Genomic DNA, 20,507 nt, shown 5'->3' with positions numbered 1-20,507 from the left:
TTGGAGGACTAGAGACGCGTGAGAAGGTAGTAGCCGTCACCTTTCGATTCACCTTACGGCTCACTGAATCTGGTGTCCACTTGAACCGTTCTAGCCGTCATTCTGGCTAGCTAAGTATATAGACCCCATAAAAAGGGGCAGTCGCTACGTCTCGGTGACGTGCCCGACCCCGTGCCGGCTGCCGACGAGGTGCTGATCGACATCCACGCGACCGCGCTCAATCAGCTCGACGCCAGAATCCGCGACGGCGCGCTCAAGCCTATCCTGCCCTACAAGCCCCCGTTGGTCCTCGGCCACGACCTTGCCGGCGTCGTCCTGTCAGTGAGTGCCGGCGTGCGCCGGTTCAAACCGGGCGATGCAGTGTTCGCCCGTCCGCGCGATGGTCATATCGGCACCTTCGCCGAACGGATCGCGGTCAACGAGGCCAATCTCGTGCCCAAACCCTCCGGTCTCTCGATGGTGGAGGCCACGGGCGTCCCCCTCGTCGGGCTCACGGCCTGGCAGGTGCTGGTCGAGCGCGCGAAACTGAAAAAGGGTCGGAAGATCCTGATCCATGCCAGTTCGGGCGGCGTCGGCACCCTCGCGATCCAACTCGCCAAGCATCTTGGCGCAACCGTCGCGAGAACCGCGAGTGCAGGCAATGCCGATCTCGTCCGCAGCCTCGGCGCGGACGTGGTGGTCGATTACAGGACGAAGGACTTCTCGACGATGCTGTCGGGCTATGATGTGGTTCTGAACAGCCTCGATGCGACAACGCTGGAGAAATCGCTGAACGTGCTGAAGCCGGGTGGCAAGCTCATCTCCATCTCCGGCCCGCCTGATCCCGCCTTTGCCAAGGCACAGAGGCTGAACGCCGTGACGCGGCTTGTGCTGCGGCTGATGAGCGCCGGTATCCGGCGCAAGGCGAAGCGAGCCCGCGTGGACTATTCGTTCCTGTGGATGCACGCCGATGGCGGGCAGCTCAGCCGGATCGCTAGGCTGATGGAGGAAGGTCACATCCGCCCGGTGGTCGATCAGACCTTCCCGTTCGAGCAACTGAACGAGGCGATGGCGTAGCTCGATACCGGCCGCGCCAAGGGCAAGGTTGTCATCAACCTCAAGTGACGAAATTGCGAAAGCAGGAAAATGAGGCCATCATTCCGAGCCACTCCGACTGGAAGACCACGCCGACCCGGCATGTCGAGGCAGCGGGCACACGCTTTGCCTATCGCCGGCTGGGACCGGAGGGCGGGATGCCCGTGGTTCTGCTCAACCACTGGGGTGGGAACCTCGACAATTTCGATCCGCGTATCGTCGAGGGGCTGGCAACCGACCCGCCTGTCTACACACTCGGCTACCAGGGGGTCGGCGAGTCGGGCGGCGAGGTGCGGCCGACGGTGGCCGCGATGGCGGCCGACACGACCGCCGTCATCCATGCGCTGGGGCTGGACCGGATCGACCTGATCGGCTTCGCGCTTGGCGGGTTCATCGCCCAGCAGATCCTGCTCGACGAACCCGATCTGGTCCGCCGCGCCATCCTGGCGGGCACAGGTCCCGCGGGAGGCACCGGCATCGACAGGGTTGGATCAGTGTCGTGGCCGCTGATCGTGAAGGGTCTGGTCACATTCCGCGATCCCAAGACCTATCTGTCCTTTACGTCCACTCCGAACGGCCGACGCGTCGCCAGAGCCTTCCTCAAGCGGCTCAAGGAACGCATCTCGGGCCGCGACAAGGCGGTGCCGCCGGCCGTGTTCCTCTGTCAGCTGAAGGCGATCACCGCCTGGGGCAAGCAGCCCTCCGCAGCTGCTGAAGACGATCCGCCTGCCCGTGCTGGTCGCGAACGGCGATCACGACATCATGGTGCCAAGCACGAATTCGAAAGATCTCGCCCGCCGCATTCCAGACGCCGAACTGACCCTGTTTCCAGATGCAGGGCATGGCGGCATCTTCCAATATCACGACGCCTTTTTGACAAAGGCCAGGACGTTTCTTGCCGCAAAGCGGGCCGTTCCCAGCCGGGAGGCAGCGTTCGCAGAATTACGCGCAGACAAACCTGCCACTGGGATGGGCCGGCTTTCAGGCCCGCCGCCCAAGGATAGCCAAGCTTGCCGCCGGGCACGGACCCGCAGAGCTCAACTTCAGCTTGGCCACTATCCGGGTCAGGCGAACTGAACGCTCGACGGGATAGCCACTGGAGGCGCGCTTGCTCTCGGCGACCTTGCCGTACGTCTCGCTGCGGCAAGGCGGCAAGCATGAATGGCCGCTCTGAAGCGTCTCGATCCGAGCAGGCCGAACGTCTGGTATGGGCCGGACTCGCCTCGCCGCACCTCCACTGTCTCCACGCGTGCCGCACCCAGTCTGAACAGCAGGTATGGGCTTCGAAGCCGCAGCTCGTCGCGGCGGGGCAAACGGCGGCTTTCGATGGATGGGCATCTCGGACGTCGCTACCGCCTCACCGGACCCCTGATGCTCGGATGTCTCCGGTTCGGTCAGGCCCATCGTGAGATTTCAGACCTTGCGCTTCAAGACAGATCTCTCTGATATCACAGGTACACGCTGCGCATCAGACCAAGGTCGCACAGGCGATTTTGATCCGGGCAAGCGCTTCCTCCAGTTCGGCCTCCGAGGTCGCGTAAGAGATGCGGAAATGCCCCTGCAGCCCGAAGGTCGTGCCCGGAACCATCGCGACATCCTTGGTCTCCAGCAGCCACGCGCAGAAGTCGCGGTCGCTGTCGATGCGCCGGCCCTCGGGCGTGGTTCGGCCGAGCAGGCCCTCGCAGCTTGAGAAGGTGTAGAAGGCACCTTCAGGGCGGCGGCAGGTGATGCCGGTGATGGCGTTCAGGGCATCCACCACGAGGTTGCGGCGCGCCGCGAAGCTGTCCCGCCGCAGGGGAAGGAAGTCCTGCGGACCATCCAGCGCAGCAACCGCCGCCGCCTGCGTGACCGAGGACGGGCAAGAGGTGGACTGGCTCTGCACGACCGCCATGCCGGCAATCAGATCGGCGGGACCTCCTGCATAACCGAGGCGCCAGCCGGTCATCGCATAGGCCTTGCTGACGCCGTTCACAGTCAGGCAGCGCGCCTTCAGCCAGGGTGCCAGCGCCAAGGGCGTGACGAAGCGGAAATCATCGTAGACGATATGCTCGTACATGTCGTCGACCATCAGCCAGACATGCGGATGGCGTTCCAGCACCTCGATCAATGGGCGGTAGTCCGCCTCGCCATAGGCGCTGCCGGTGGGGTTCGAGGGCGAGTTGAGCAGCAGCCAGCGGGTCTGCGGGGTGATCGCCGCTTCCAGCGCCGCGGCGGTCAGGCGGAAGCCGCTGTCGGCCCCGCAGGGGACGGCGACCGGCGTGCCGCCCGAGATGCGGACGATGTCGAAGTAGCTGGTCCAGCAAGGCGTCGGAATGATGACCTCGTCGCCTTCGTTCAGGCTGGCCATCATCGCGTTGTAGAGAACCTGCTTGGCCCCCGCCGCGGCCGTGACCTCGTTCGGGGCAAAGTCCAGCCCGTTCTCGCGCCGGAACTTGCCGCGGATCGCCCGCTTCAGCTCGGGCGAGCCGTCGAGCGCGGTGTATTTCGTCTCGCCCCGGCGGATGGCCGCGATCGCGGCCTCCTTGATGTGGTCGGGCGTGTCGAAATCCGGCTCGCCCGCGCCCAGGATGATGACCGGCCGCCCGGCGCGCTTCAGCGCCGAGGCCCGGGCCGTGATCTGAAGGATCTCGGACACGCCGAGATCCTCGATCCGCCGCGCCGGGCGGAATGCGGTGGTGCTGATGTCCATCGCCCGGCCTCAGATGTCGAACACGACGCCCTGCGCCAGCGGCAGTTCGCGGGAATAGTTCACCGTGTTCGTGGTGCGGCGCATGTAGCCCTTCCAGGCGTCCGAACCGCTTTCGCGGCCGCCGCCGGTCTCCTTCTCGCCGCCGAAGGCGCCGCCGATCTCGGCGCCGGAGGTGCCGATGTTGACGTTGGCGATCCCGCAGTCGGAACCGGAGGCCGACAGGAACCACTCGCTTTCCCGCAGGTCGGTCGTGAAGATCGAGGACGACAGCCCCGCGCCGACAGCGTTGTGCCGCGCGATCACCTCGTCCAAATCGCCGTAGCGCATGACGTAGAGGATCGGGGCAAAGGTTTCCTCCAGCACCGGGCCGGTCTGCGCGGGCATCTCGACCAGCGCGGGACGGACGTAGAAGGCGGCTTCAGGGGCCACGTCGGTCACGCGCCCGCCGCCATGAACGGTGCCGCCCGCCGCCTTCGCGGCCTCAAGCGCCGCCTGCATCGCGTCAAAGGCGGCGCGGTCCACCAGCGGGCCGACCAGCGCCTGGGTGGTCAGCGGGTTGCCGACCGAAACGGACGCATAGGCCTTGATGAGGCGGGGCAAGAGCTGGTCATGGACGCTGTCATGAACGAACAGGCGGCGCATGGTGGTGCAGCGCTGACCTGCCGTGCCCATGGCACCAAAGGCGATGGCGCGCAGGGCCATGTTGAGATCGGCCGAAGGGGTGACGATCCCCGCGTTGTTGCCGCCGAGTTCGAGGATCGAGCGCCCGAAGCGCGCCGCGACCTTCGGCCCCACCTGCCGGCCCATTCGGGTCGAACCGGTGGCCGAGACCAGCGCCACGCGCGGATCGTCCACCAGCGCCTCGCCCACCTCGCGGCCGCCGATGATGACCTGCGACAGCCCCTCGGGCGCGTCGCCGAAGCGGGCAATCGCGCGGTCCAGGATCGCCTGCGAGGCAAGGGCGGTCAGCGGGGTCTTCTCGGAAGGCTTCCAGACCACGGGATCGCCGCAGACAAGCGCCAGCGCCGTGTTCCAGGACCAGACGGCCACGGGGAAGTTGAAGGCCGAGATGACGCCCACGACCCCCAGCGGATGCCAGGTTTCCATCATCCGGTGGCCGGGGCGTTCGGTCGCGATGGTCAGGCCGTAAAGCTGCCGCGATAGGCCGACGGCGAAGTCGCAGATGTCGATCATCTCCTGCACTTCGCCCAGGCCCTCGGACGGGCTCTTGCCCGCCTCGATCGAGACAAGGCGGCCGAGGTCGGCCTTGGCGGCACGCAGTTCCTCGCCCAGCAGACGGACCAGCTCGCCCCGGCGCGGCGCGGGAACCTGGCGCCAGACGCGGAACGCCTCGGCGGCGCGGCCGATGGCGGCGGCAACACCCGCGGCGTCATGCTCGGGCAGCGCGGCGGTCTGCTCACCGGTGACGGGCGAAAAGCTCTTCAGCGTGCCGCCGGTGTAAAGCGCCGGATCGACGCCCAGCCGGTCCAGAACCTCCTGCGTGTCGCTGGCGATGCTGTAGGTCTTGTCGTGGATTTCGTCTTTCATCTTCGGTCCTCGTCGATCAGGCGGCGCGGCGCGCCTTGAGGCAGGCATCCACGGACGCCTGCTGGATGGCTGCATAATGGGCGAATTCGTCAAGCACCGCGACTCCGAGGTCGGCTTCGAACCGGCGCTGGTTGGGGCTGGCCCGGAACTCCTGCACGGCCCCGTCGCCCAGGTTCGACTGGAAGATGCCGGCGGCGGACACCGGCAGGAAATCCTCGTAGACGATGGGATCGCAGCGCAGCACGCCCGCGGCCAGCAGCGCCTCGGGGTCGTTGCCCGCCACCTCGCCCCGGCCGGTCAGGGACCATTCGAAATAACCCAGGCCCTGGCGGCGGATCTCGGTCCAGTCGTCGGGGAAGGCAGTGAAGACCTCGGCCAGGACCCGCATGTATTCGCCCGCGTTCGACCCATCGGCGGCCGGCACGATCCGGGCGCGGGCCTGATCCAGCAGCCGGTCGTAAAGGGCGCGACCCCTGGGCGTCAGCGCGATGCCGCGGGCCTCGATCTCGCCGAAGCGGGCGGTATGAGAGCCCGCGACCGCAGTCTCGCCGGGAAAGGCGACGTTTTCCTGAAGCGCCTTGAACGAGGTCTGCCGCAGCAGGATCGGGCAGCGGCGCGGGGGCGGCCCCTCGATCACGGCCTTGGGGGTGATGCCATGCGCGGGCATCCGGTCCTGCACGGCGTCGATGTCCAGCGTGCGCGGGGTCAGGTGGTTGATGTGCGGCCCCCGGAAGGACACCACGTCCGCGATCAGCCGGTGGGCGTCATGCAGCCGCTTGTAAAGATCGATTGACACCAGCGCGTCGGAATGCCAGCGGAAGGTTTCCAGCGCCTCGGCCACGAAACGGGCGGCGTCGGGTTCGTCCAGGCCCCCCTCGGCCTCGGCCTTCCAGATCAGCTCAAGGCAGCCGGAGGTGAAGATGTTGCGGCGCGACAGGATCTGTCCGGCCTCGGCCCGCAGGCCCGCGTCCGCGATCAGGTCGAGCCGCAGGAGCGAGGTGAAGACGCGGAACGGGTTGGTGCGCAGGGCGGCCTCGCCCACCGGGCGGAAGGCGGTGGAATGAACCGGAACGCCCGCCTCGCTGAGATCGTAATAGCCGACCGGGAGCATGCCCATGACCGCGAAAAGGCGCCGGATTGTCGCCAGTTCCTGCGCGGTGCCGACGCGGATCGCGCCGTGCCGCTCTTCCGAGATGCGGCCCAACTGGTCCGTCTCGGCCAGGTCGGCGGCGAATTGCGGGTCGCGCTCCAGCACCTCGGCATTGACCTGCGCCACCAGCGCCATGAGCGTGCCATAGGCGGGCACTTCCTCGCGGTACATGGCCGACATGGCGGCCGAGAAGCGGGCACGGATATGGTCCGGGGAAACTTTGCTGCTGCGGGTCACGACATGCCCCTGTGCTTGTCAGAAGGTTGTTTCATCTGCATAGCGCGGAAAGCAGGCCCTGAAACGCGCTGTTTGATACTTGGTTGATGCGAGTCCGGAATGAAGTTGAGCCGCAGCATGATGCCCGACCTGACCGCCCTGCAGGCCTTCGAGGCCGCGGCGCGGCATGGCAGCTTCACCCGCGCCGCCGTCGAGCTGAACCTGACGCAAAGCGCGGTGAGCCGGCAGATCAAGGACCTTGAAGCCCAGCTTGGCGTGGCGCTGTTCCAGCGCGTGCGCCAGCGCGTCGTGCTGTCCAGCCTGGGCGAACGCCTGCGCCCCGAGATCGAGCGCCTGCTGTCGGATGTCGAGCGCCTGACCCTGCGCGCGGCCAGCGCCCGCGACGTGAGCGGGCATCTCACCATCGCGACGCTGCCCACCTTCGGCAGCCGCTGGCTGATGCCCCGCCTGCCGGATTTCCTTTCCGCCCATCCGGGGATGCAGGCGACGATCATCTCGCGCTCGGGCAGCTTCGATCTGGCCGAGGCGGGGGTGGATGTCGCGATCCATTACGGCAAGCCGGTCTGGCCGGGGGCGACCTGCAGCTTCCTGTGCACCGAAACGGTGCTGGCCGTCGTGGCGCCCGGGCTGCTCGCGGACGGCGCGACCCTGCCGGGGACGATGCCGCTGCTGCATCTCGACTCGCGGCCGATGCTGTGGCCGCAATGGCTTGCCGCAAACGGCGGCGACATGGCGGACGGCTTCCGGGGGCACCGCTTCGACCAGTTCTCGCTGCTGATCGAGGCGGCGACCGCGGGCATGGGCGCGGCCCTGCTGCCCAGCTACCTGATCGAGCGCGAGATCGCCCAGGGCGACCTGAAGGTCATCGCGGGCGAGCCGCTGGACACCGACCAGGGCTACTGGATCGTCGTGGCCGAGGAACGCAGCTCCGATTTCTTGCTCCAAGGCTTCACCGCCTGGATCACCCGACAGGTCGGACAAGGTGAACCAGCCGCGAGTGGCTGACCCGACGGCGCTTCAGATCCGTGCGTCGGCCAGGTGGACCACCTGCGCCCCGGCCTCGTACCAGGCCGAGCGCATCCCCGCAAAGCGGACCGGCTGGGGCGCGGTTGGTTGCAGCGGCAGGTCGGCATCGGTCCGCGCGCCCCGCAGCCAGGCGGCCATGAAGCGGCCGAAGGCCGTGCCCGGCGCAATGCCGCGTCCGTTGTAGCCGCAGAAGCTGAAGATGCCCTCGTCCAGCCTGTGAAAGCGCGGAAGGTTGTCGCGGGTCATGCCGATGGTGCCGTACCATTCCGCCTCGAACTCGACCGACGCGATCTGTGGATAGATCCGCCGCAGCGCGCGGCGCGCCCAGCCCCGGTGGACGGCCGTCCCGGTGTTCCGCAACGCCCCGACCGAGCCTAAGACAAGCCGGTTCTGCCGGTCGAAGCGGAATGAGGACAGGACCTCCCTGGTGTCCCAGACGCCCTGCCGACCGGGCAGGATGCTGCGGGCGACCTCGTCGGGCAGCGGCCGGGTGGCGAAGTTGAAATAGGGCAGGAAGACCTGCTGCCGGCGGATGTCCTGCATCAGGTGGCGGGTATAGGCATCGGTGGCGAAGACCACGCGCGGCGCCCGCACGCTGCCCTTGGGCGTCACCAGCCGCCAGCCCGCGCCCTCGCGCTGAAGCCCGGTCACGGGCGAGGAGGTGAAGATGCGCGCGCCATTGCCGATGGCCGCCCGCGCGAGACCCCGCGCATAGGCGAGCGGCTGGATGGTGCCTGCCCGCCGGTCCAGCAGCGCCCCCGCATAGGCTGTGGTTCCCATCATCGCCGCGGTCGCCTTGCGGTCCAGCAGTTCGACCGGCGCACCACGGCTGCGCCACTGACGCGCTCGCTCGGCCAGTTCCGCAAGCCCGGCCTTGCCAACACCTGCGTGAAATGTGCCGACGTGGTTTGCCTCGCAGTCGATGCCATAGCGACTGACAATATCCCAGACATGAGACGGCCCCTCGCCCAGGAAGTCGATCAGCCGGTTGCCGTGATCCGGCCCGAGCGTGCGGACAAGTTCCTCGGGCATCACCCACATGCCCGCGTTGACCAGCCCCACGTTGCGCCCGGCACCGCCGAAGCCGATCTCGACGGCTTCCAGCACCACGGCGTCCACGCCCCTCTCGGCAAGGTGCAGCACCGTCGAAAGGCCGGTGTAGCCCGCCCCGACGATGACGACATCGGCGGACAGGTCGTGGTCAAGGATGCGGGTCACGGGCGCAGCAGGGGCGGTTCTTTCCCAGAGGCCGTGAGAGCGGGGATCGTTGAGCATGTCGTGCCTCGGGAACAGATGATCAGGTGGTTTCTGGGAAGTCGCGGATCGTCTTCGACCACCGCGCATTCCAAGGCCAGCGAGCATTTCTCACGACCTGGTTCGCATTCGGAATGAAGTCGCGCCCGGGGCATCCTCGCCTTGGCGCGCGCAGGACGGTCCACCCCTTCCGGCCGCATCGCGATCAGTGCATATGGTCGCGGGGATACGGGTACGTCGTCGGAGGGAAGGCAATGGTCCTGTTGCCCTTCAGGAAGACGCCGTGGAAAGCATGGGCATGGACCGCACGGGCCAAACCCTAGCTTTCCACGTCGGGGGACAGCCAGCAAGATCCGCGACAGGCGGCAGTCCTGATGTGGCGCGGGCACAGGCATCCTGATCGTTGATGCTGCCCTCCCTTGCGTGCCCGAAAACGTCGGCAACCCCACCAGCTTTCCCTTTTCCGTCCGCTACCAGGAGGTCCGCGGGGCCTCGATCGACCGCCCGCTGAACCAGCGGGACCCGGCGCTGGCCGAGGTCTTCATCAAGGCCGCGCAGGAGCTTGAGGCGCGGGCGTGGTGCGGGCGATCACCGACGCCTGCGGCTTCATGGCTCTGTTCCAGCAGAAGGTCGCGGCCTCGGTCGGCATCCCGGTCGCCTGTCGAGCCTGCTGCAAACCCCGATGATCCACGCCCTTTGCAGGGGCACGGTGGGCATCATCACCGCCAACAGCGCGCGGCTGACGCATTGCCACTTCGCAGCCCGTCAAATCCGCGAAGACATCCCGCGCGTCATTTACGGCATGGAAGGCTGCGGCGAGTTCCGCACCACCATCCTCGAGGAAAAGGGTGCGCTCGACAGTGCGGCCATCGAGGCCGAGGTCCTGGGCGTCGCTGCGAGGATGCAGGCCGAGACCACTGACCTTTGCGCGATCCTGCTCGAATGCTCGGACCTGCCTCCCTATGCGGCCGCGATACAGGACCGGACCGGGCTGCCTGTCCATGACCTCAATACGCTGATCCGCTATCTGCGAGATGCGGTGCGGCAGCGATCCTGCAGCGGCTGTATCTGACCCTCCCGCAGGACCCTGGAACATGGTTGAACCCCTCAAAGGGAAGGCATTTGCCTCCTCGATCACGCGGTCTGTTGCGCAACGGGTGACAGCTCTGCCCGGCAGCGCCCCCAAGTTGGCGGTGGTTCTGGTCGGCAACGACGCGGCATCGGAGATCCGATGTTCGCAAAAAGATCCGCAACTGCCACGAGGTTGGCATTGCAGCCTGCATCACCGCCTGCCCGCGAAGGCGATGCAGGCCGAGGTGGCCGAGTTGTTGAGCGAGATGAACCCAGACCCGGACGTAGCCGGCGTCCTGCTGCAACTGCCCCTGCCGGCGCATCTGGACGTGATGGGCTGATCGACCTGATCGTGCCCAGCAAGGACATGGGGGGTTCGGGACTTCCACCTCCGGCCGACTGGCAAGGGGGCAGCGGGGCATGGTGCCCTGCACGCCGCTCGGGGTGCTGATGCTGCCGACGCGTTTTCCTGCCCTGCGCGGAAAGACCTGCACAGTCATTGGCTGCTCTCCCCTCTTGGGAAGACCTATGATCCAGTTTCTGCTCAGGGCTGACTGCACCGTCCGCGTCGCGCATCCGAGCAGGATATCGTGCGGCTCACCCATGCCGGTCCGCCAAGGATTTCGTGAGCCTTGGATCGGAGAAGAACTCTCGGGGTGGAAAAGGCTGCCTGCCGGGATGGCAGGCAGCCGCTGTTCACTCGACCAGGCGCGGTTCGCCCACCTCGGCGAACTCGGGTCCAAGGCCGTATTTGCCGAGGAACTCGACGATCCTGCCCTCGTCCTTCAGCTGCGCGAGGGCACCGTTGACGGCTTCGACCAGGCCATCGGCATTCCTGTTCATCGGAAAGCCCACCTGCGCGGGCTGGATCGAGGCCGGCACACGCTCGTCGGGCTCCGAGATTGCCACCTTGAGATCACCCATCTCGCCCCGCTGCATCGCGATCTGGCCGGGCGCCGCGCCATCGACCGCAAAGTCGATCCGCCCCGACTTCAGGTCCTGCTGAAGATTGACCGAACTGGGATAAAGCTGAAGGTCATCGCCCAGCAGTTCCTGCAGCGAGGCGACCCACAGATAGCCCTGCACGGTCCCGACCTTCTGCCCGACCAGGTCCTCGACCTTCGCGGTGCCGGACCGGGAATAGATGCCCATGCTGTCCAGATAGATCGGGTCGCTGAAGGACATGACCCGCGACCGCTCGACCGTCCGGTACCAGTCGCCGGTGGTCAGGTCGGCTCGGCCCGCGATCACGGACTGGATCGCCGCCGCCGGATCGACGACCAGCGGCGCGACCGTCAGGCAGAGCTTCTCGGCGATGGCGTTGACGATATCGCCGTCGATGCCGCTCAGCTGGTTGCCGGCATCCATGAAGCTGTAGGGCGCGAAGGTCGTGACGGCGACGGTCAGCGTCCCTTCCCTGACCGTCTCGAGCCCGGTCGGGCAGTCCTGCGCGAAGCTCGCGCTGCCGGCCATGGCCAGCCCGACCGCGCCGATCAGCAAATGCTTGAAAGACGTCATCCTCGTTACCTCGCTTGTTGGATCATGATGTGGCATGTCTGGACGCCCTGCGCTCCATGTGGCTGACGATGGCGCTGGCCGGAAGGCAGATGGCGACATAAAGACTGCCCGCAGCCACGATTGCCGGCAGATAGCGGAAGGTGTTCGATCCGATGTTGTAGGCGCGGCTGACCAGTTCCGGCAGCGCGATGGTGAAGCACAGCGTCGTGCCTTGGAAGATCAGGATCGCGAAGCCCAGAAGCGGCGGCAGCGCGATCCGCATCGCTTGCGGCAGGATCACGTCCATCATCTCGGACCGGGGGCTGAGGTTCAGGGCCAAGGCGGCCTCGCGCTGGCCCTGCGGGATCGCTTGGATCGAGGCGCGGATGATCTCGCTGGTATAGGCGCCGGTGTTCCAAGCCAGCGCGACGACCGAGGCCGCAAAGCTGCCCAGGGTCAGGCCGGCGTTCGGCAGGCCGAAATAGACGAACTGCAGCAGCACCAGCGCCGGGGCGCCGCGCCCGATCTCGACCACCAGCAGCGACAGCGCCCGCACCCACGCCCGCCGCGACATCACCCCAAGCGCCAGCGCCAGTCCCAGCACCAGGCCGATGGCGATGCTGGCGCCAGCGACCTGCAGGCTGACCTTGAGGCCGGTCAGCAGTTGCGGCATCCATGATGCCCATTCCTGTTGGGTCGGGAACATCAGCGCGCCACCTTCTCTCTCAGCGCCCGGTCCAGCCTGCGCGATGCCCAAGCCAGCGGCAGGCTGAGGGCGATGAACAGCAGGCCCACCGCCGCGAAGGTCTCGAGTCCGCGCGAGGTCAGCTGGGTCACCTGGTTGCCGCGGGACACCAGTTCGGACACCCCGATGGTCGAGGCGATGGCGGTTTCCTTCATCAGGCCGATCAGGTAGGTCGCGGCGCTGGGCAAGGCGACGCGGAAGACCTGAGGCATGATGATCTCGGCCAGGGTCGAGGCGCGCCCCATGCCCAGGGCGGTGGTTGCCTCCCACTGGCCCCTGGGGATCGAGGACAGGGCGCCGCGATAGATCTCGGCCAGGTTGGCGGCAGCGATCAGGGTCAGCCCGATCAGGGCCGCCGGGAAGGGATCGACCGGCACAAAGGTCATGCCGATGCCGAAGAAGATCAGGAACAGCCACAGCAGCGGCGGGACCGCCCGGACGAACTGGATCAGGAATGCGGCAAGCAACCGCAGCACCGGGTTGCCCGCGACCCGCATCGCGGTCAGGGGAACGGCAAGCGCCGCGCCCAGCAGGAAGGCGCCCAGCGTCAGCGCGATGGTGACGGGCAGTCCCTGCAGCAGAATCCGAAACGTCTCGGTCATCGGTCCGTCACCGCCCTGAGGAAGCGCCGGGTGCGCTCGTGCCGCGGATCGTCCATGACCTCGCGCGAGGGGCCATGTTCCAGGATCTTGCCGTCCGCCATGATCATGACGTTTTCCGAGACGTTCCGGGCGAAGCTCATCTCGTGGGTCACGACGATCATGGTCATCCCGCTTGCCGCCAGTTCGCGCATGACCGCCAGGACCTCCAGCCCCAATTCGGGGTCCAGGGCCGAGGTGGGCTCGTCGAACAGCATCACCTCGGGGTCCAGCGCGAGGGCGCGGGCGATGGCGATGCGCTGCTGCTGGCCGCCGGAACAGCGGGCCGGGTAGCTGTCGGCCTTGTCGGCCAGCCCGACCCGTTCCAGCAGTTCCGCCGCCCGCTGCCGGGCCTCGGCTGCGGAACGCCCGAGCACCCGCCGCTGGGGAAGGGCGATGTTGTCGATGACGCTGAGATGCGGGAACAGGTTGAAGGACTGGAAGACCATTCCCACCCGCGACCGCAGCTTGCGGCATTGCGCGGCATTGATCGGCCCGCCGGCATCCACCCGGTTCCCGGCAACGGTGATCCTGCCCGCATCCGGGGTCTCGAGGAAGTTGATGCAGCGCAGCAGCGTGCTCTTGCCCGAGCCGCTGGGACCGATGATGGCGAGAACTTCGCCCTTGTGGACGTCAAAGCTGATCCCCTGGAAAACGGTGTGGCTGCCATACCGCTTCGCCAGGTTCTCGATCCGGATGAAGCCCTGCGGGTCAGACGTGTGAGCGTGAGTCATTCACCATGTTCCGGTTGATCTGGATTCATGCCTTCCCCCGTCAGAGGCCCGGCAAGGCTCAGCCTCGCGCATCAGAGCCGGTCTGTCATCTCCGGCAGCACGGTGAAGATGTCCCCCACCAGTCCGTAGTCGGCGACCTGGAAGATGGGGGCCTCCTCGTCCTTGTTGATGGCGACGATGACCTTGCTGTCCTTCATCCCCGCGAGGTGCTGGATCGCGCCCGAGATGCCGGCGGCGATGTAAAGCTCGGGCGCCACCACCTTGCCGGTCTGGCCCACCTGCCAGTCGTTCGGGGCATAGCCCGAATCAACCGCGGCCCGGCTTGCCCCCACGGCCGCGCCCAGCTTGTCGGCCAAGGCCTCGATCAGGGCGAAGTTCTCCTTGGACCCGATCGCCCGCCCGCCCGAGACGATGCGCTTGGCCGAGGTGAGCTCGGGGCGGTCCGAGGCCGCCACCCGGTCCTCGACCCAGGCCGACAGCCCTGGGTCGGCGGCGGCAGCGGCGGCCTCGACCGGGGCCGAGCCACCCTCGCCCGCCGCGTCGAAGCTGGCGATGCGCACCGTCAGCACCTTGACCGGGTCCGAGGACTTGACCGTCTGGATCGCGGCCGAGGTGTAGACCCCGCGCTCGAAGGTGTCGGCGTCCACGATCCGGCTGACCTCGGGGATCACCATCACGTCCAGAAGCGCCGCGGCCCGCGGCAGGACGTTGCGGGCATCCGTGGTGCCCGGGGCGGCGATGTGGCTGAACTGCGGCGCAAGCTCCACCAGCAGCGCCGCCATCGGCTCGGCCAAGCGGTGGGCGTAGGCCGCGTCCTCGGCCACCAGCACCTTCGCCACGCCCGCGATCTGCGCGGCCTCCCGGGCGGCCGCTTGCGCGCCCTCGCCCGTGACCAGCACGGTCACGTCCCCAAGCGGCGTCACCGCCGTCACGGCCTTGGCCGTCGCGTCCCGGTTCAGCCCGTTCTCGGCCATCTCGGCCAGCAGCAGCACCGCCATCACACCACCCCCGCAGCTTTGAGTTTCGACACCAGCTCGTCGACCGAGGCCACCTTGACCCCCGCCTTGCGCCCCTCGGGCTCGGCGGTCCTGACCACCGTCAGCCGCGGCGAGACGTCCACACCGTAGTCACCGGCGGTCTTTTCGACGAGTTCCTTCTTCTTGGCCTTCATGATGTTGGGCAGGCTCGCATAGCGCGGCTCGTTCAAACGCAGGTCGGCGGTCACGATCGCGGGCAGACGCACCTCGATCACCTGCAGCCCGCCGTCGATCTCGCGCGTGACGGTGGCCTTCTCGCCCTCGACTTCCAGCTTGCCGGCCTGCGTCGCCTGCGCCCAGCCCAGCAGTGCCGCCAGCATCTGGCCGCTGGCGTTCATGTCGTTGTCGATCGCCTGCTTGCCCATCAGCACCAGTCGCGGCTGCTCCTCGGCGACGATGGCCTTCAGCAGCTTGGCCACCGCCAGGGGCTCGATGTCCTGGTGCACGTCGTCCGCGGCCACCACCAGGATGCCGCGGTCGGCGCCCATCGCCAGCGCCGTGCGGATCGTCTCCGCCGCCTGCTTCACCCCGATCGACACCACCACGATCTCGGACGCCGCCCCCTTCTCCTTCAGACGGATCGCCTCCTCGACCGCGATCTCGTCAAAGGGGTTCATCGACATCTTCACGTTCGACAGATCAACCCCCGACCCGTCCGCACGCACCCGCGCCTTCACGTTGTAGTCGATCACCCGCTTCACAGGCACAAGAACCTTCATCGAACAACTCCCTTTCGTATCCGGATTGTCACACCCGCGCCCGCGCGGACGTGGGGTCGTAGGGGCTTTCGTCGATCAGCGTGGCCTTGCGCGGTGCCCCAAGCACCGTCAGGTCGAAGCTCTGCCCGACCTTGACCAGTTCGACCGGGACCAGCGCGATTCCGATGTCATGGCCGAAGGTATAGGAATGACCGCCAGAGGTCAGGCGGCCAACCAACCGGCCTTCATGGAACAGGCTTTCGCCGCCCCAGACGCTTCCGTCTTCCGCCGGGATGCTGACGGTGACGGTCCGCTGCGCGACACCGGCCGCCTTGGCACCCTCCAGCGCCGCGCGGCCGGTGAAATCGCCCTTGTCCATCGCGATGAAACGGTCGAGCGAGCTTTCCCAGGCCGTCAGTTCCCCGTTCATGTCGCGGAACATCGAGCGGTAGGACTTTTCCAGCCGCAGCGATTCCAGCGCCTGCGTGCCGACCAGCCGCATGCCGTGCTTCTGGCCTTCGGCGTGGATCAGCTCGATCAACCCGCGCTGGTACTGGATCGGGCAATAGATTTCCCAGCCCAACTCGCCCTCGTAGTTGACGCGCAGCATCCGCACGTCGCTGGCAAGGCCGAGATTGACGTTCCGCACGCCGAACCACGGGAAATCGGCATTCTCCAGCCCCTGTCCGGTCAGGGGGGCGAGGATCTCGCGCGCCTTCGGCCCGACGACGGCAAGGCCGGCCCGTTCGTTGCTGACATTGCGCAGCGCGACCGATCCGTCCGAAGGCAGCCGCCGCGCCAGCTCATCGAAGTAGTAGCGTTCGGCCGAAGGCGTGCCCACCAAGAAAAACCGGTCCTCTTCCAGCCGGGCCAAGACATATTCCGCCAGCACCGTGCCGCGATCCGTCAGCATGTGGGTGAGATTCGCGCGTCCCACCTTCGGCAGCCTGTTGGCGAGGATGCCGTCTAGCCAAGCCGCGGCGCCCGGGCCCGAGACGTCGAACTTGGCCATGAAGGTCATCTCGACCATGCCGGCGGCCTCGCGCACCGCCCTGACCTCCTGGCCGACATAGCGCCCCTTCTCGGTCCAGCGCCAGCTGTACTGGTTCTTCTGCTCGACGCCCTCGGGGGCGAACCAGTTCGGGTGTTCCCAGCCGTTCAGGACGCCCCAGACCGCGCCCCTGCGGTCGAGGAAGTCATAGGATGGCGCGGTCTTGGCCGGGCGCGCGGCCGGGCGGTCCTCGCCGGGGAAATGCTGCTCGGCATGGGTTCCCCAAGCCTCGCGGACCTTGGGCCTGGTCCAGTTCTTGTTGGCATGGTCGCCGAAGCGGCGCGGCTCCAGCACCGAGGTGTCGATCTCGTTGCCGCCCTCGACGATCTGCTGGGACAGGTAGTAGCCCAGCGCCCCACCCCAGAGGATGCCGCCGGGAACGCCCTCGGCCAGCCACAGGTTGGGCACATTCCAGGCCTTGCCCATCAGCGGCAGTTCGTCCGGCGTCATCTGGAAGGGGCCGCGGACATTGGCCTTGATGCCCACCCGGCCCAGCAGGGGGACGCTTTCGATCGCGGTTTCCCAGTTGGTCGCGACGGAATCGAAATCCTCCTCCATCAGGTCGGCGCCGAACCATTCCGGCACGCCGTCCTCGGCGAACAGTTGCAGATGCTCGGTCCGCTCGTAGGGGCCGAACATCAGCCCGTCGCCTTCCTCGCGCAGATAGCCTTCGAAGCGCTCGTCGCGCAGGATCGGCATCTCGGGCAGGCCGGCTTCCTTCCGCTGCCGGATCTCGTTCACCGCCTCGGTGATCCAGTACTGGTGGATGATCGGGATCGCCGGGATCTCCAGCCCGAACATGGCGCCGGTCTGGCGCGTATAGTTGCCCGTGGCGCAGATCACATGCTCGCACAGGATCTCGCCCTGGCTGGTCACGACCTTCCATTCGCCCGTGGCGGTGCGGCTGACCGACCTGACCTCGGTGTTCTGATGGATCTTCGCGCCGCGGTCCCGCGCACCCCGCGCCATCGCCATGGTCACGTCGGCCGGGGCGATATGCCCGTCGTCCGGGTGGTAGAGCGCGCCCAGCATCTCCTCGTCGTCGCGCAGCAGCGGCCAGAGTTCCTTGACCCGCCGTGCGTCCAGCATCTCGGCGCGGATGCCCTGATTGTGGTGGACATCCATGTAGCTGTGGTATTCGTTCAGCCGCTCGGCCGACTTGGCGAGCCGCAACTGACCGCATTTGTGCCAGCCGACAGGCATGCCGGTCTCGGCCTCCAGCCCCTCGTAGATCTCGATCGACTTCTGGATCATGATCCCGATCGAGCGGTCGCGCGCATAGCTGGGGATCAGGCCGGCAGCGTGCCAGGTTGATCCAGCGGTCAGTTGCGTCCGCTCGAGCAGGACCACGTCGGTCCATCCCCGCCTGGTCAGGCCATAAAGGATGCCGGCACCGACGCAGCCGCCTCCGATCACTACCGCGCGCGCATGGTTCTGCATCTGCACCTCACATCTTCTTGCCTGGAACGCTAGGCCGACGGGCCGCGTCGGTGCAGTTGCTTACGGGTTCCGGTCCGCATAACCTGAAGTTATGCATCGGGTCAGAGCCTACATCCCTTCCGCCAACTACCTGTTCACATTCGAGGCCGCCGCTCGCCGCGGCAGCTTCACGGCCGCAGCGGCCGAACTGAACGTCTCGCAGCCCGCGGTCAGCAAGACGATCCGGCAATTCGAGGCCGCGCTGGGGTTCAAGCTGTTCCACCGAAACCATATGCGGCTGGAGCTCACGCCCGAAGGCAAGCGCCTTTACCACGAGACCGAAAGCGCCTTTGACGCGCTTCATGCCGCGATCACCTCGATGCGGCGCACAGACCGGCACGAGGTCGTGCGCGCAGCCTTCTCGGCCTCGTTCCTGCAATTGTGGCTGCTGCCCCGGCTGAGCGAATTCAGCGAGCTTCATTCCGAGATCAGGCTGTCCCTGGAGGAAAGCACCTATGATGACATGGACCTGTTCACCAACGGCATAGATCTGTCGGCCCGGCTGGGGGACGGAGGCTGGAACGACCTGCACAACTGGCCGCTGACCCCCGAGATCATCTTTCCCGTGGCGGCCCCCTCATACATCGAGCGGCATTGCACCGACCTGCCGGCCTGCGACATGCAGGACCTGAAGCTGATCCATGTCCGCGAGAAGAACAGGGTGCGCTGCAGCTGGCACGAGTGGCTGGCCGCGAACAGGCTGCCCTGCGACATGGTGAGCGAGACCTTCGTCTTCAGCGACGCGCTGAATTCGATCGGCGCGGCGGCCTTGGGCCAGGGTATCGCACTGGGCTGGGTGCACCTCGTCATGGACCAGATGCAGTCGGGCGCCCTGCGGCGCGTCGGCGACCTCGGCTACTGCACGGGAAAGTCGATCCACCTGATTGCCCCAAAGCGAAAACCGCTGTCCTCTGCGACGCAGAAATTTGTCACCTGGATACTCGACCGGATGCAGCGCGACATCGCCGACAACCGGACCTGCTTCGACTTGAGCCCTCGGCCCGCCTGACCTCGGCTCAGCCACTCGCGCGGTGAGGCTGCGCCCCGTCCTGCGCGGCCCCAGCCGGCGCCTCGGCTGCCGTCACGGCATTGAGGACGTAATCGGCGATCATAAGGTCCAGATGCGCGCCGCCGCCGTTCTTGAACAGGGTGATCTGGTCGGCGGACTGGCGGCTGGAATCGTTGGCCGCGACCAGGTCGTAAAGGTCGCCGCGAACATGCCCGCGGGTGATGGCGCCGGATCGGATCGGCTGCATCAACTCTCCGATCCGGTCCACGACCGTGTCGACGTAATCGACATAAACCAGCGAAGCCGCGATCATCGCGTCATCCGCTTCGCGCATTTCTGGCGTGAAGGCCCCGACCAGGTCCACATGCGTACCGGGCCGAACCCATTTTCCCAGCAGGACAGGCTCCCGCGCCATGGTCGCGGCCGAGACGATGTCCGCCGTCCGCAGCGCTTCGGGCAGATCGGTGACGGCTGCCACCGCGGCCCCGAGGCTGCCAAGCGTCGCGGCAAGGGCATGCGCCTGCTCGGGCCGCCGGGACCATATCGAGATGCGCTCAAGGTCCGGGAACATCGCGTCATAGGCTTGCGCGAGGGTCGATGCGACCATCCCGGCGCCGATGATGACCAGGTGGCGGCTGTCGAGGCGCGCGAGACACTGCGCCCCCAGGACCGAGTCCGCGACTGTCTTGTACTGGGTGACAAGCCTGCTCTCGATCACCGCCCGCACGGCGCCATGGCGGGGATCATAAAGCAGCACCGCTCCCTGTATCGAAGGCATTCCCGCCCGCGCGTTCCCGGGGAACACGCTGTCGCCCTTGATTGCAAAGCCAAGTCCCTTGATCCAGGCAGCGCGGTTCAGAAGCTGGCCCTTATCGCTGCCAAGAAGCACATCTCCCTGCTGGGGACGAGGCAGCCGGTGCCCTTCGCGCAAAGCATCGATCGCTCCCGGCCAGCTTAGCAGATGCCTGCATCCGTCATAGGTCAGAAGCAGTGGCAGCATGTTCTTTCCCCCGAAAGCGCCTTGTCACGCTTCATAGCCAGAACATGATGGTGGGCGCGAGAGGTCAAGAATGCGTTGGTCGAAGAGAGCAAAGACCTTCACGCACCTGTCCTGTTCATCCGCGAGTTATGGCTGGAGTCAGGAGATCCGGCTCGGGCAATCTGCACAGGGGGGTTGAGTGGATCATCCGGGCGTCCTCGGCATGATGCCGGGGGCGGGCAGAGGCCATGAGCAGACGACCGCGCCGGAACCACAGCCCGGCTTTCAAGGCGCAGGCAGCGCTTGCCGCCATCAAGGACGGGAAGACGCCGGCCGGACTGGCCGGGCAGTTCGACGTGCATCCGGACCCAGGCCACGCAGTAGCGCAGGCAGCGCCTGGACGGCGCCTCCGGGGTGTCCGGGGCGCGGGGGGGCGGCCGCGGTGGATCCGGCATCGGCGGTGGACGTGAGCACGCTGCACGCGAAGAGCGGCGAGCTGACGCCGGGGAAGGATTTCTTGTCCGGCGCGCTCGGGCCGGGGCCGGTCTGCTGCCGGGCGCAGGACGATGATCGACCGCGACCATGGGCTGG

The 20,507-nt window shown here is 67.0% G+C and carries 18 protein-coding genes and 3 pseudogenes; 9 read left to right on the top strand and 12 right to left on the bottom strand.

All coding sequences use genetic code 11. The features are described 5' to 3' along the window. Positions 1–159: 159 nt before the first annotated feature. The 3 genes and pseudogenes from H5395_RS15640 (at position 160) to H5395_RS19560 (ending at position 2,151) form a co-directional block, all read left to right on the top strand. Complete coding sequence (locus H5395_RS15640) at positions 160–1,056, top strand: NADP-dependent oxidoreductase (RefSeq protein WP_182793486.1); 897 nt, start codon at positions 160–162, stop codon at positions 1,054–1,056. Between the two features lie 176 nt (positions 1,057–1,232). After that, positions 1,233–1,469, top strand: a pseudogene (locus tag H5395_RS19565) (alpha/beta fold hydrolase); the annotation flags it as partial. A 337-nt stretch (positions 1,470–1,806) separates the two neighbouring features. Next, entirely contained in the window at positions 1,807–2,151 is a 345-nt protein-coding gene (locus tag H5395_RS19560; RefSeq protein WP_370576480.1) for an alpha/beta fold hydrolase, read from the top strand. A 391-nt stretch (positions 2,152–2,542) separates the two neighbouring features. On the opposite strand, the gene H5395_RS15630 is transcribed toward H5395_RS19560, so the two are convergent. Genes H5395_RS15630 through H5395_RS15620 form a run of 3 tightly spaced genes read right to left on the bottom strand, consistent with a single transcriptional unit; the run spans position 2,543 to position 6,698 of the window. Next, positions 2,543–3,763 (bottom strand): pyridoxal phosphate-dependent aminotransferase, encoded by a 1,221-nt coding sequence (locus H5395_RS15630; RefSeq protein WP_182793485.1) that lies wholly within the window; start codon positions 3,761–3,763, stop codon positions 2,543–2,545. A 9-nt stretch (positions 3,764–3,772) separates the two neighbouring features. After that, positions 3,773–5,311, bottom strand: coding sequence for an aldehyde dehydrogenase family protein (locus tag H5395_RS15625; protein ID WP_182793484.1), 1,539 nt, complete (start codon positions 5,309–5,311; stop codon positions 3,773–3,775). A gap of 16 nt (positions 5,312–5,327) precedes the next feature. After that, positions 5,328–6,698: a VOC family protein gene (locus H5395_RS15620; RefSeq protein ID WP_182793483.1), complete on the bottom strand. Its 1,371-nt coding sequence runs from the start codon at positions 6,696–6,698 to the stop codon at positions 5,328–5,330. A gap of 105 nt (positions 6,699–6,803) precedes the next feature. On the opposite strand from H5395_RS15620, the gene H5395_RS15615 reads away from it, so the two are divergent. Further along, positions 6,804–7,703, top strand: a complete 900-nt coding sequence (locus tag H5395_RS15615; protein ID WP_220495078.1) for a LysR family transcriptional regulator — start codon at positions 6,804–6,806, stop codon at positions 7,701–7,703. Between the two features lie 12 nt (positions 7,704–7,715). Here the strand turns inward: H5395_RS15615 and H5395_RS15610 are convergent, their stop codons facing one another. Then, the gene (locus tag H5395_RS15610; RefSeq protein WP_182793481.1) at positions 7,716–8,999 is read right to left on the bottom strand and encodes an FAD-binding oxidoreductase; all 1,284 of its coding nucleotides are present in this window, start codon (positions 8,997–8,999) and stop codon (positions 7,716–7,718) included. Positions 9,000–9,660: 661 nt separating this feature from the next. Between H5395_RS15610 and H5395_RS18560 the strand changes: the two genes are divergently transcribed. The 3 genes and pseudogenes from H5395_RS18560 to H5395_RS19555 all read left to right on the top strand — a co-directional run. After that, positions 9,661–10,050, top strand: coding sequence for a hypothetical protein (locus H5395_RS18560; RefSeq protein ID WP_220495077.1), 390 nt, complete (start codon positions 9,661–9,663; stop codon positions 10,048–10,050). A gap of 22 nt (positions 10,051–10,072) precedes the next feature. After that, positions 10,073–10,390: a tetrahydrofolate dehydrogenase/cyclohydrolase catalytic domain-containing protein gene (locus tag H5395_RS15600; protein ID WP_182793480.1), complete on the top strand. Its 318-nt coding sequence runs from the start codon at positions 10,073–10,075 to the stop codon at positions 10,388–10,390. Between the two features lie 58 nt (positions 10,391–10,448). After that, positions 10,449–10,616 (top strand): annotated as a pseudogene (locus tag H5395_RS19555) (bifunctional methylenetetrahydrofolate dehydrogenase/methenyltetrahydrofolate cyclohydrolase); the annotation flags it as partial. A gap of 129 nt (positions 10,617–10,745) precedes the next feature. Here the strand turns inward: H5395_RS19555 and H5395_RS15590 are convergent. From H5395_RS15590 to H5395_RS15560, 7 genes are all read right to left on the bottom strand, one after another. After that, entirely contained in the window at positions 10,746–11,567 is an 822-nt protein-coding gene (locus H5395_RS15590) for an ABC transporter substrate-binding protein (RefSeq protein ID WP_182793479.1), read from the bottom strand. 22 nt (positions 11,568–11,589) lie between these two features. Then, entirely contained in the window at positions 11,590–12,252 is a 663-nt protein-coding gene (locus tag H5395_RS15585) for an amino acid ABC transporter permease (RefSeq protein WP_182793478.1), read from the bottom strand. Next, the gene (locus H5395_RS15580; protein ID WP_182793477.1) at positions 12,252–12,893 is read right to left on the bottom strand and encodes an amino acid ABC transporter permease; all 642 of its coding nucleotides are present in this window, start codon (positions 12,891–12,893) and stop codon (positions 12,252–12,254) included. The genes H5395_RS15585 and H5395_RS15580 overlap by 1 nt, the downstream gene beginning before the upstream one ends. Continuing rightward, positions 12,890–13,663, bottom strand: coding sequence for an amino acid ABC transporter ATP-binding protein (locus tag H5395_RS15575; RefSeq protein WP_182793476.1), 774 nt, complete (start codon positions 13,661–13,663; stop codon positions 12,890–12,892). Before H5395_RS15575 ends, H5395_RS15580 begins: the two co-directional genes overlap by 4 nt. 71 nt (positions 13,664–13,734) lie before the next feature. Continuing rightward, the gene (locus H5395_RS15570) at positions 13,735–14,661 is read right to left on the bottom strand and encodes an electron transfer flavoprotein subunit alpha/FixB family protein (protein ID WP_182793475.1); all 927 of its coding nucleotides are present in this window, start codon (positions 14,659–14,661) and stop codon (positions 13,735–13,737) included. Further along, entirely contained in the window at positions 14,661–15,419 is a 759-nt protein-coding gene (locus H5395_RS15565) for an electron transfer flavoprotein subunit beta/FixA family protein (RefSeq protein WP_182793474.1), read from the bottom strand. Before H5395_RS15565 ends, H5395_RS15570 begins: the two co-directional genes overlap by 1 nt. A 28-nt stretch (positions 15,420–15,447) precedes the next feature. After that, positions 15,448–17,889: an FAD-dependent oxidoreductase gene (locus tag H5395_RS15560; protein WP_182793487.1), complete on the bottom strand. Its 2,442-nt coding sequence runs from the start codon at positions 17,887–17,889 to the stop codon at positions 15,448–15,450. Between the two features lie 91 nt (positions 17,890–17,980). On the opposite strand from H5395_RS15560, the gene H5395_RS15555 reads away from it, so the two are divergent. Continuing rightward, positions 17,981–18,937 (top strand): LysR substrate-binding domain-containing protein, encoded by a 957-nt coding sequence (locus tag H5395_RS15555; RefSeq protein WP_182793473.1) that lies wholly within the window; start codon positions 17,981–17,983, stop codon positions 18,935–18,937. A 7-nt stretch (positions 18,938–18,944) separates the two neighbouring features. On the opposite strand, the gene H5395_RS15550 is transcribed toward H5395_RS15555, so the two are convergent. Next, a complete protein-coding gene (locus tag H5395_RS15550) occupies positions 18,945–19,937 on the bottom strand; it encodes an ornithine cyclodeaminase family protein (protein ID WP_182793472.1) in 993 nt (330 codons plus the stop codon). A gap of 227 nt (positions 19,938–20,164) precedes the next feature. Between H5395_RS15550 and H5395_RS15545 the strand changes: the two are divergent. Next, a pseudogene (locus H5395_RS15545) lies at positions 20,165–20,278 on the top strand (IS3 family transposase); the annotation flags it as partial. Between the last annotated feature and the right edge of the window lie 229 nt (positions 20,279–20,507).

The sequence above is a fragment of the Paracoccus sp. MC1854 genome (assembly GCF_014164635.1).
Taxonomy (GTDB): Bacteria; Pseudomonadota; Alphaproteobacteria; order Rhodobacterales; family Rhodobacteraceae; genus Paracoccus.
Note: the sequence above shows the minus strand (reverse complement) of the source record. Positions and strands in the feature narration are given on the sequence as shown.

Excerpts from the sequence above, each read along its gene's own strand:
- H5395_RS15630 (WP_182793485.1), bottom strand. The coding sequence starts at position 3,763 with ATGGACATCAGCACCACCGCATTCCGCCCGGCGCGGCGGATCGAGGAT.
- H5395_RS15625 (WP_182793484.1), bottom strand. The coding sequence starts at position 5,311 with ATGAAAGACGAAATCCACGACAAGACCTACAGCATCGCCAGCGACACG.
- H5395_RS15610 (WP_182793481.1), bottom strand. The coding sequence starts at position 8,999 with ATGCTCAACGATCCCCGCTCTCACGGCCTCTGGGAAAGAACCGCCCCT.
- H5395_RS18560 (WP_220495077.1), top strand. The coding sequence starts at position 9,661 with ATGATCCACGCCCTTTGCAGGGGCACGGTGGGCATCATCACCGCCAAC.
- H5395_RS15600 (WP_182793480.1), top strand. The coding sequence starts at position 10,073 with ATGGTTGAACCCCTCAAAGGGAAGGCATTTGCCTCCTCGATCACGCGG.
- H5395_RS15590 (WP_182793479.1), bottom strand. The coding sequence starts at position 11,567 with ATGACGTCTTTCAAGCATTTGCTGATCGGCGCGGTCGGGCTGGCCATG.
- H5395_RS15585 (WP_182793478.1), bottom strand. The coding sequence starts at position 12,252 with ATGTTCCCGACCCAACAGGAATGGGCATCATGGATGCCGCAACTGCTG.
- H5395_RS15580 (WP_182793477.1), bottom strand. The coding sequence starts at position 12,893 with ATGACCGAGACGTTTCGGATTCTGCTGCAGGGACTGCCCGTCACCATC.
- H5395_RS15575 (WP_182793476.1), bottom strand. The coding sequence starts at position 13,663 with ATGACTCACGCTCACACGTCTGACCCGCAGGGCTTCATCCGGATCGAG.
- H5395_RS15570 (WP_182793475.1), bottom strand. The coding sequence starts at position 14,661 with ATGGCGGTGCTGCTGCTGGCCGAGATGGCCGAGAACGGGCTGAACCGG.
- H5395_RS15565 (WP_182793474.1), bottom strand. The coding sequence starts at position 15,419 with ATGAAGGTTCTTGTGCCTGTGAAGCGGGTGATCGACTACAACGTGAAG.
- H5395_RS15560 (WP_182793487.1), bottom strand. The coding sequence starts at position 17,889 with ATGCAGAACCATGCGCGCGCGGTAGTGATCGGAGGCGGCTGCGTCGGT.
- H5395_RS15555 (WP_182793473.1), top strand. The coding sequence starts at position 17,981 with ATGCATCGGGTCAGAGCCTACATCCCTTCCGCCAACTACCTGTTCACA.
- H5395_RS15550 (WP_182793472.1), bottom strand. The coding sequence starts at position 19,937 with ATGCTGCCACTGCTTCTGACCTATGACGGATGCAGGCATCTGCTAAGC.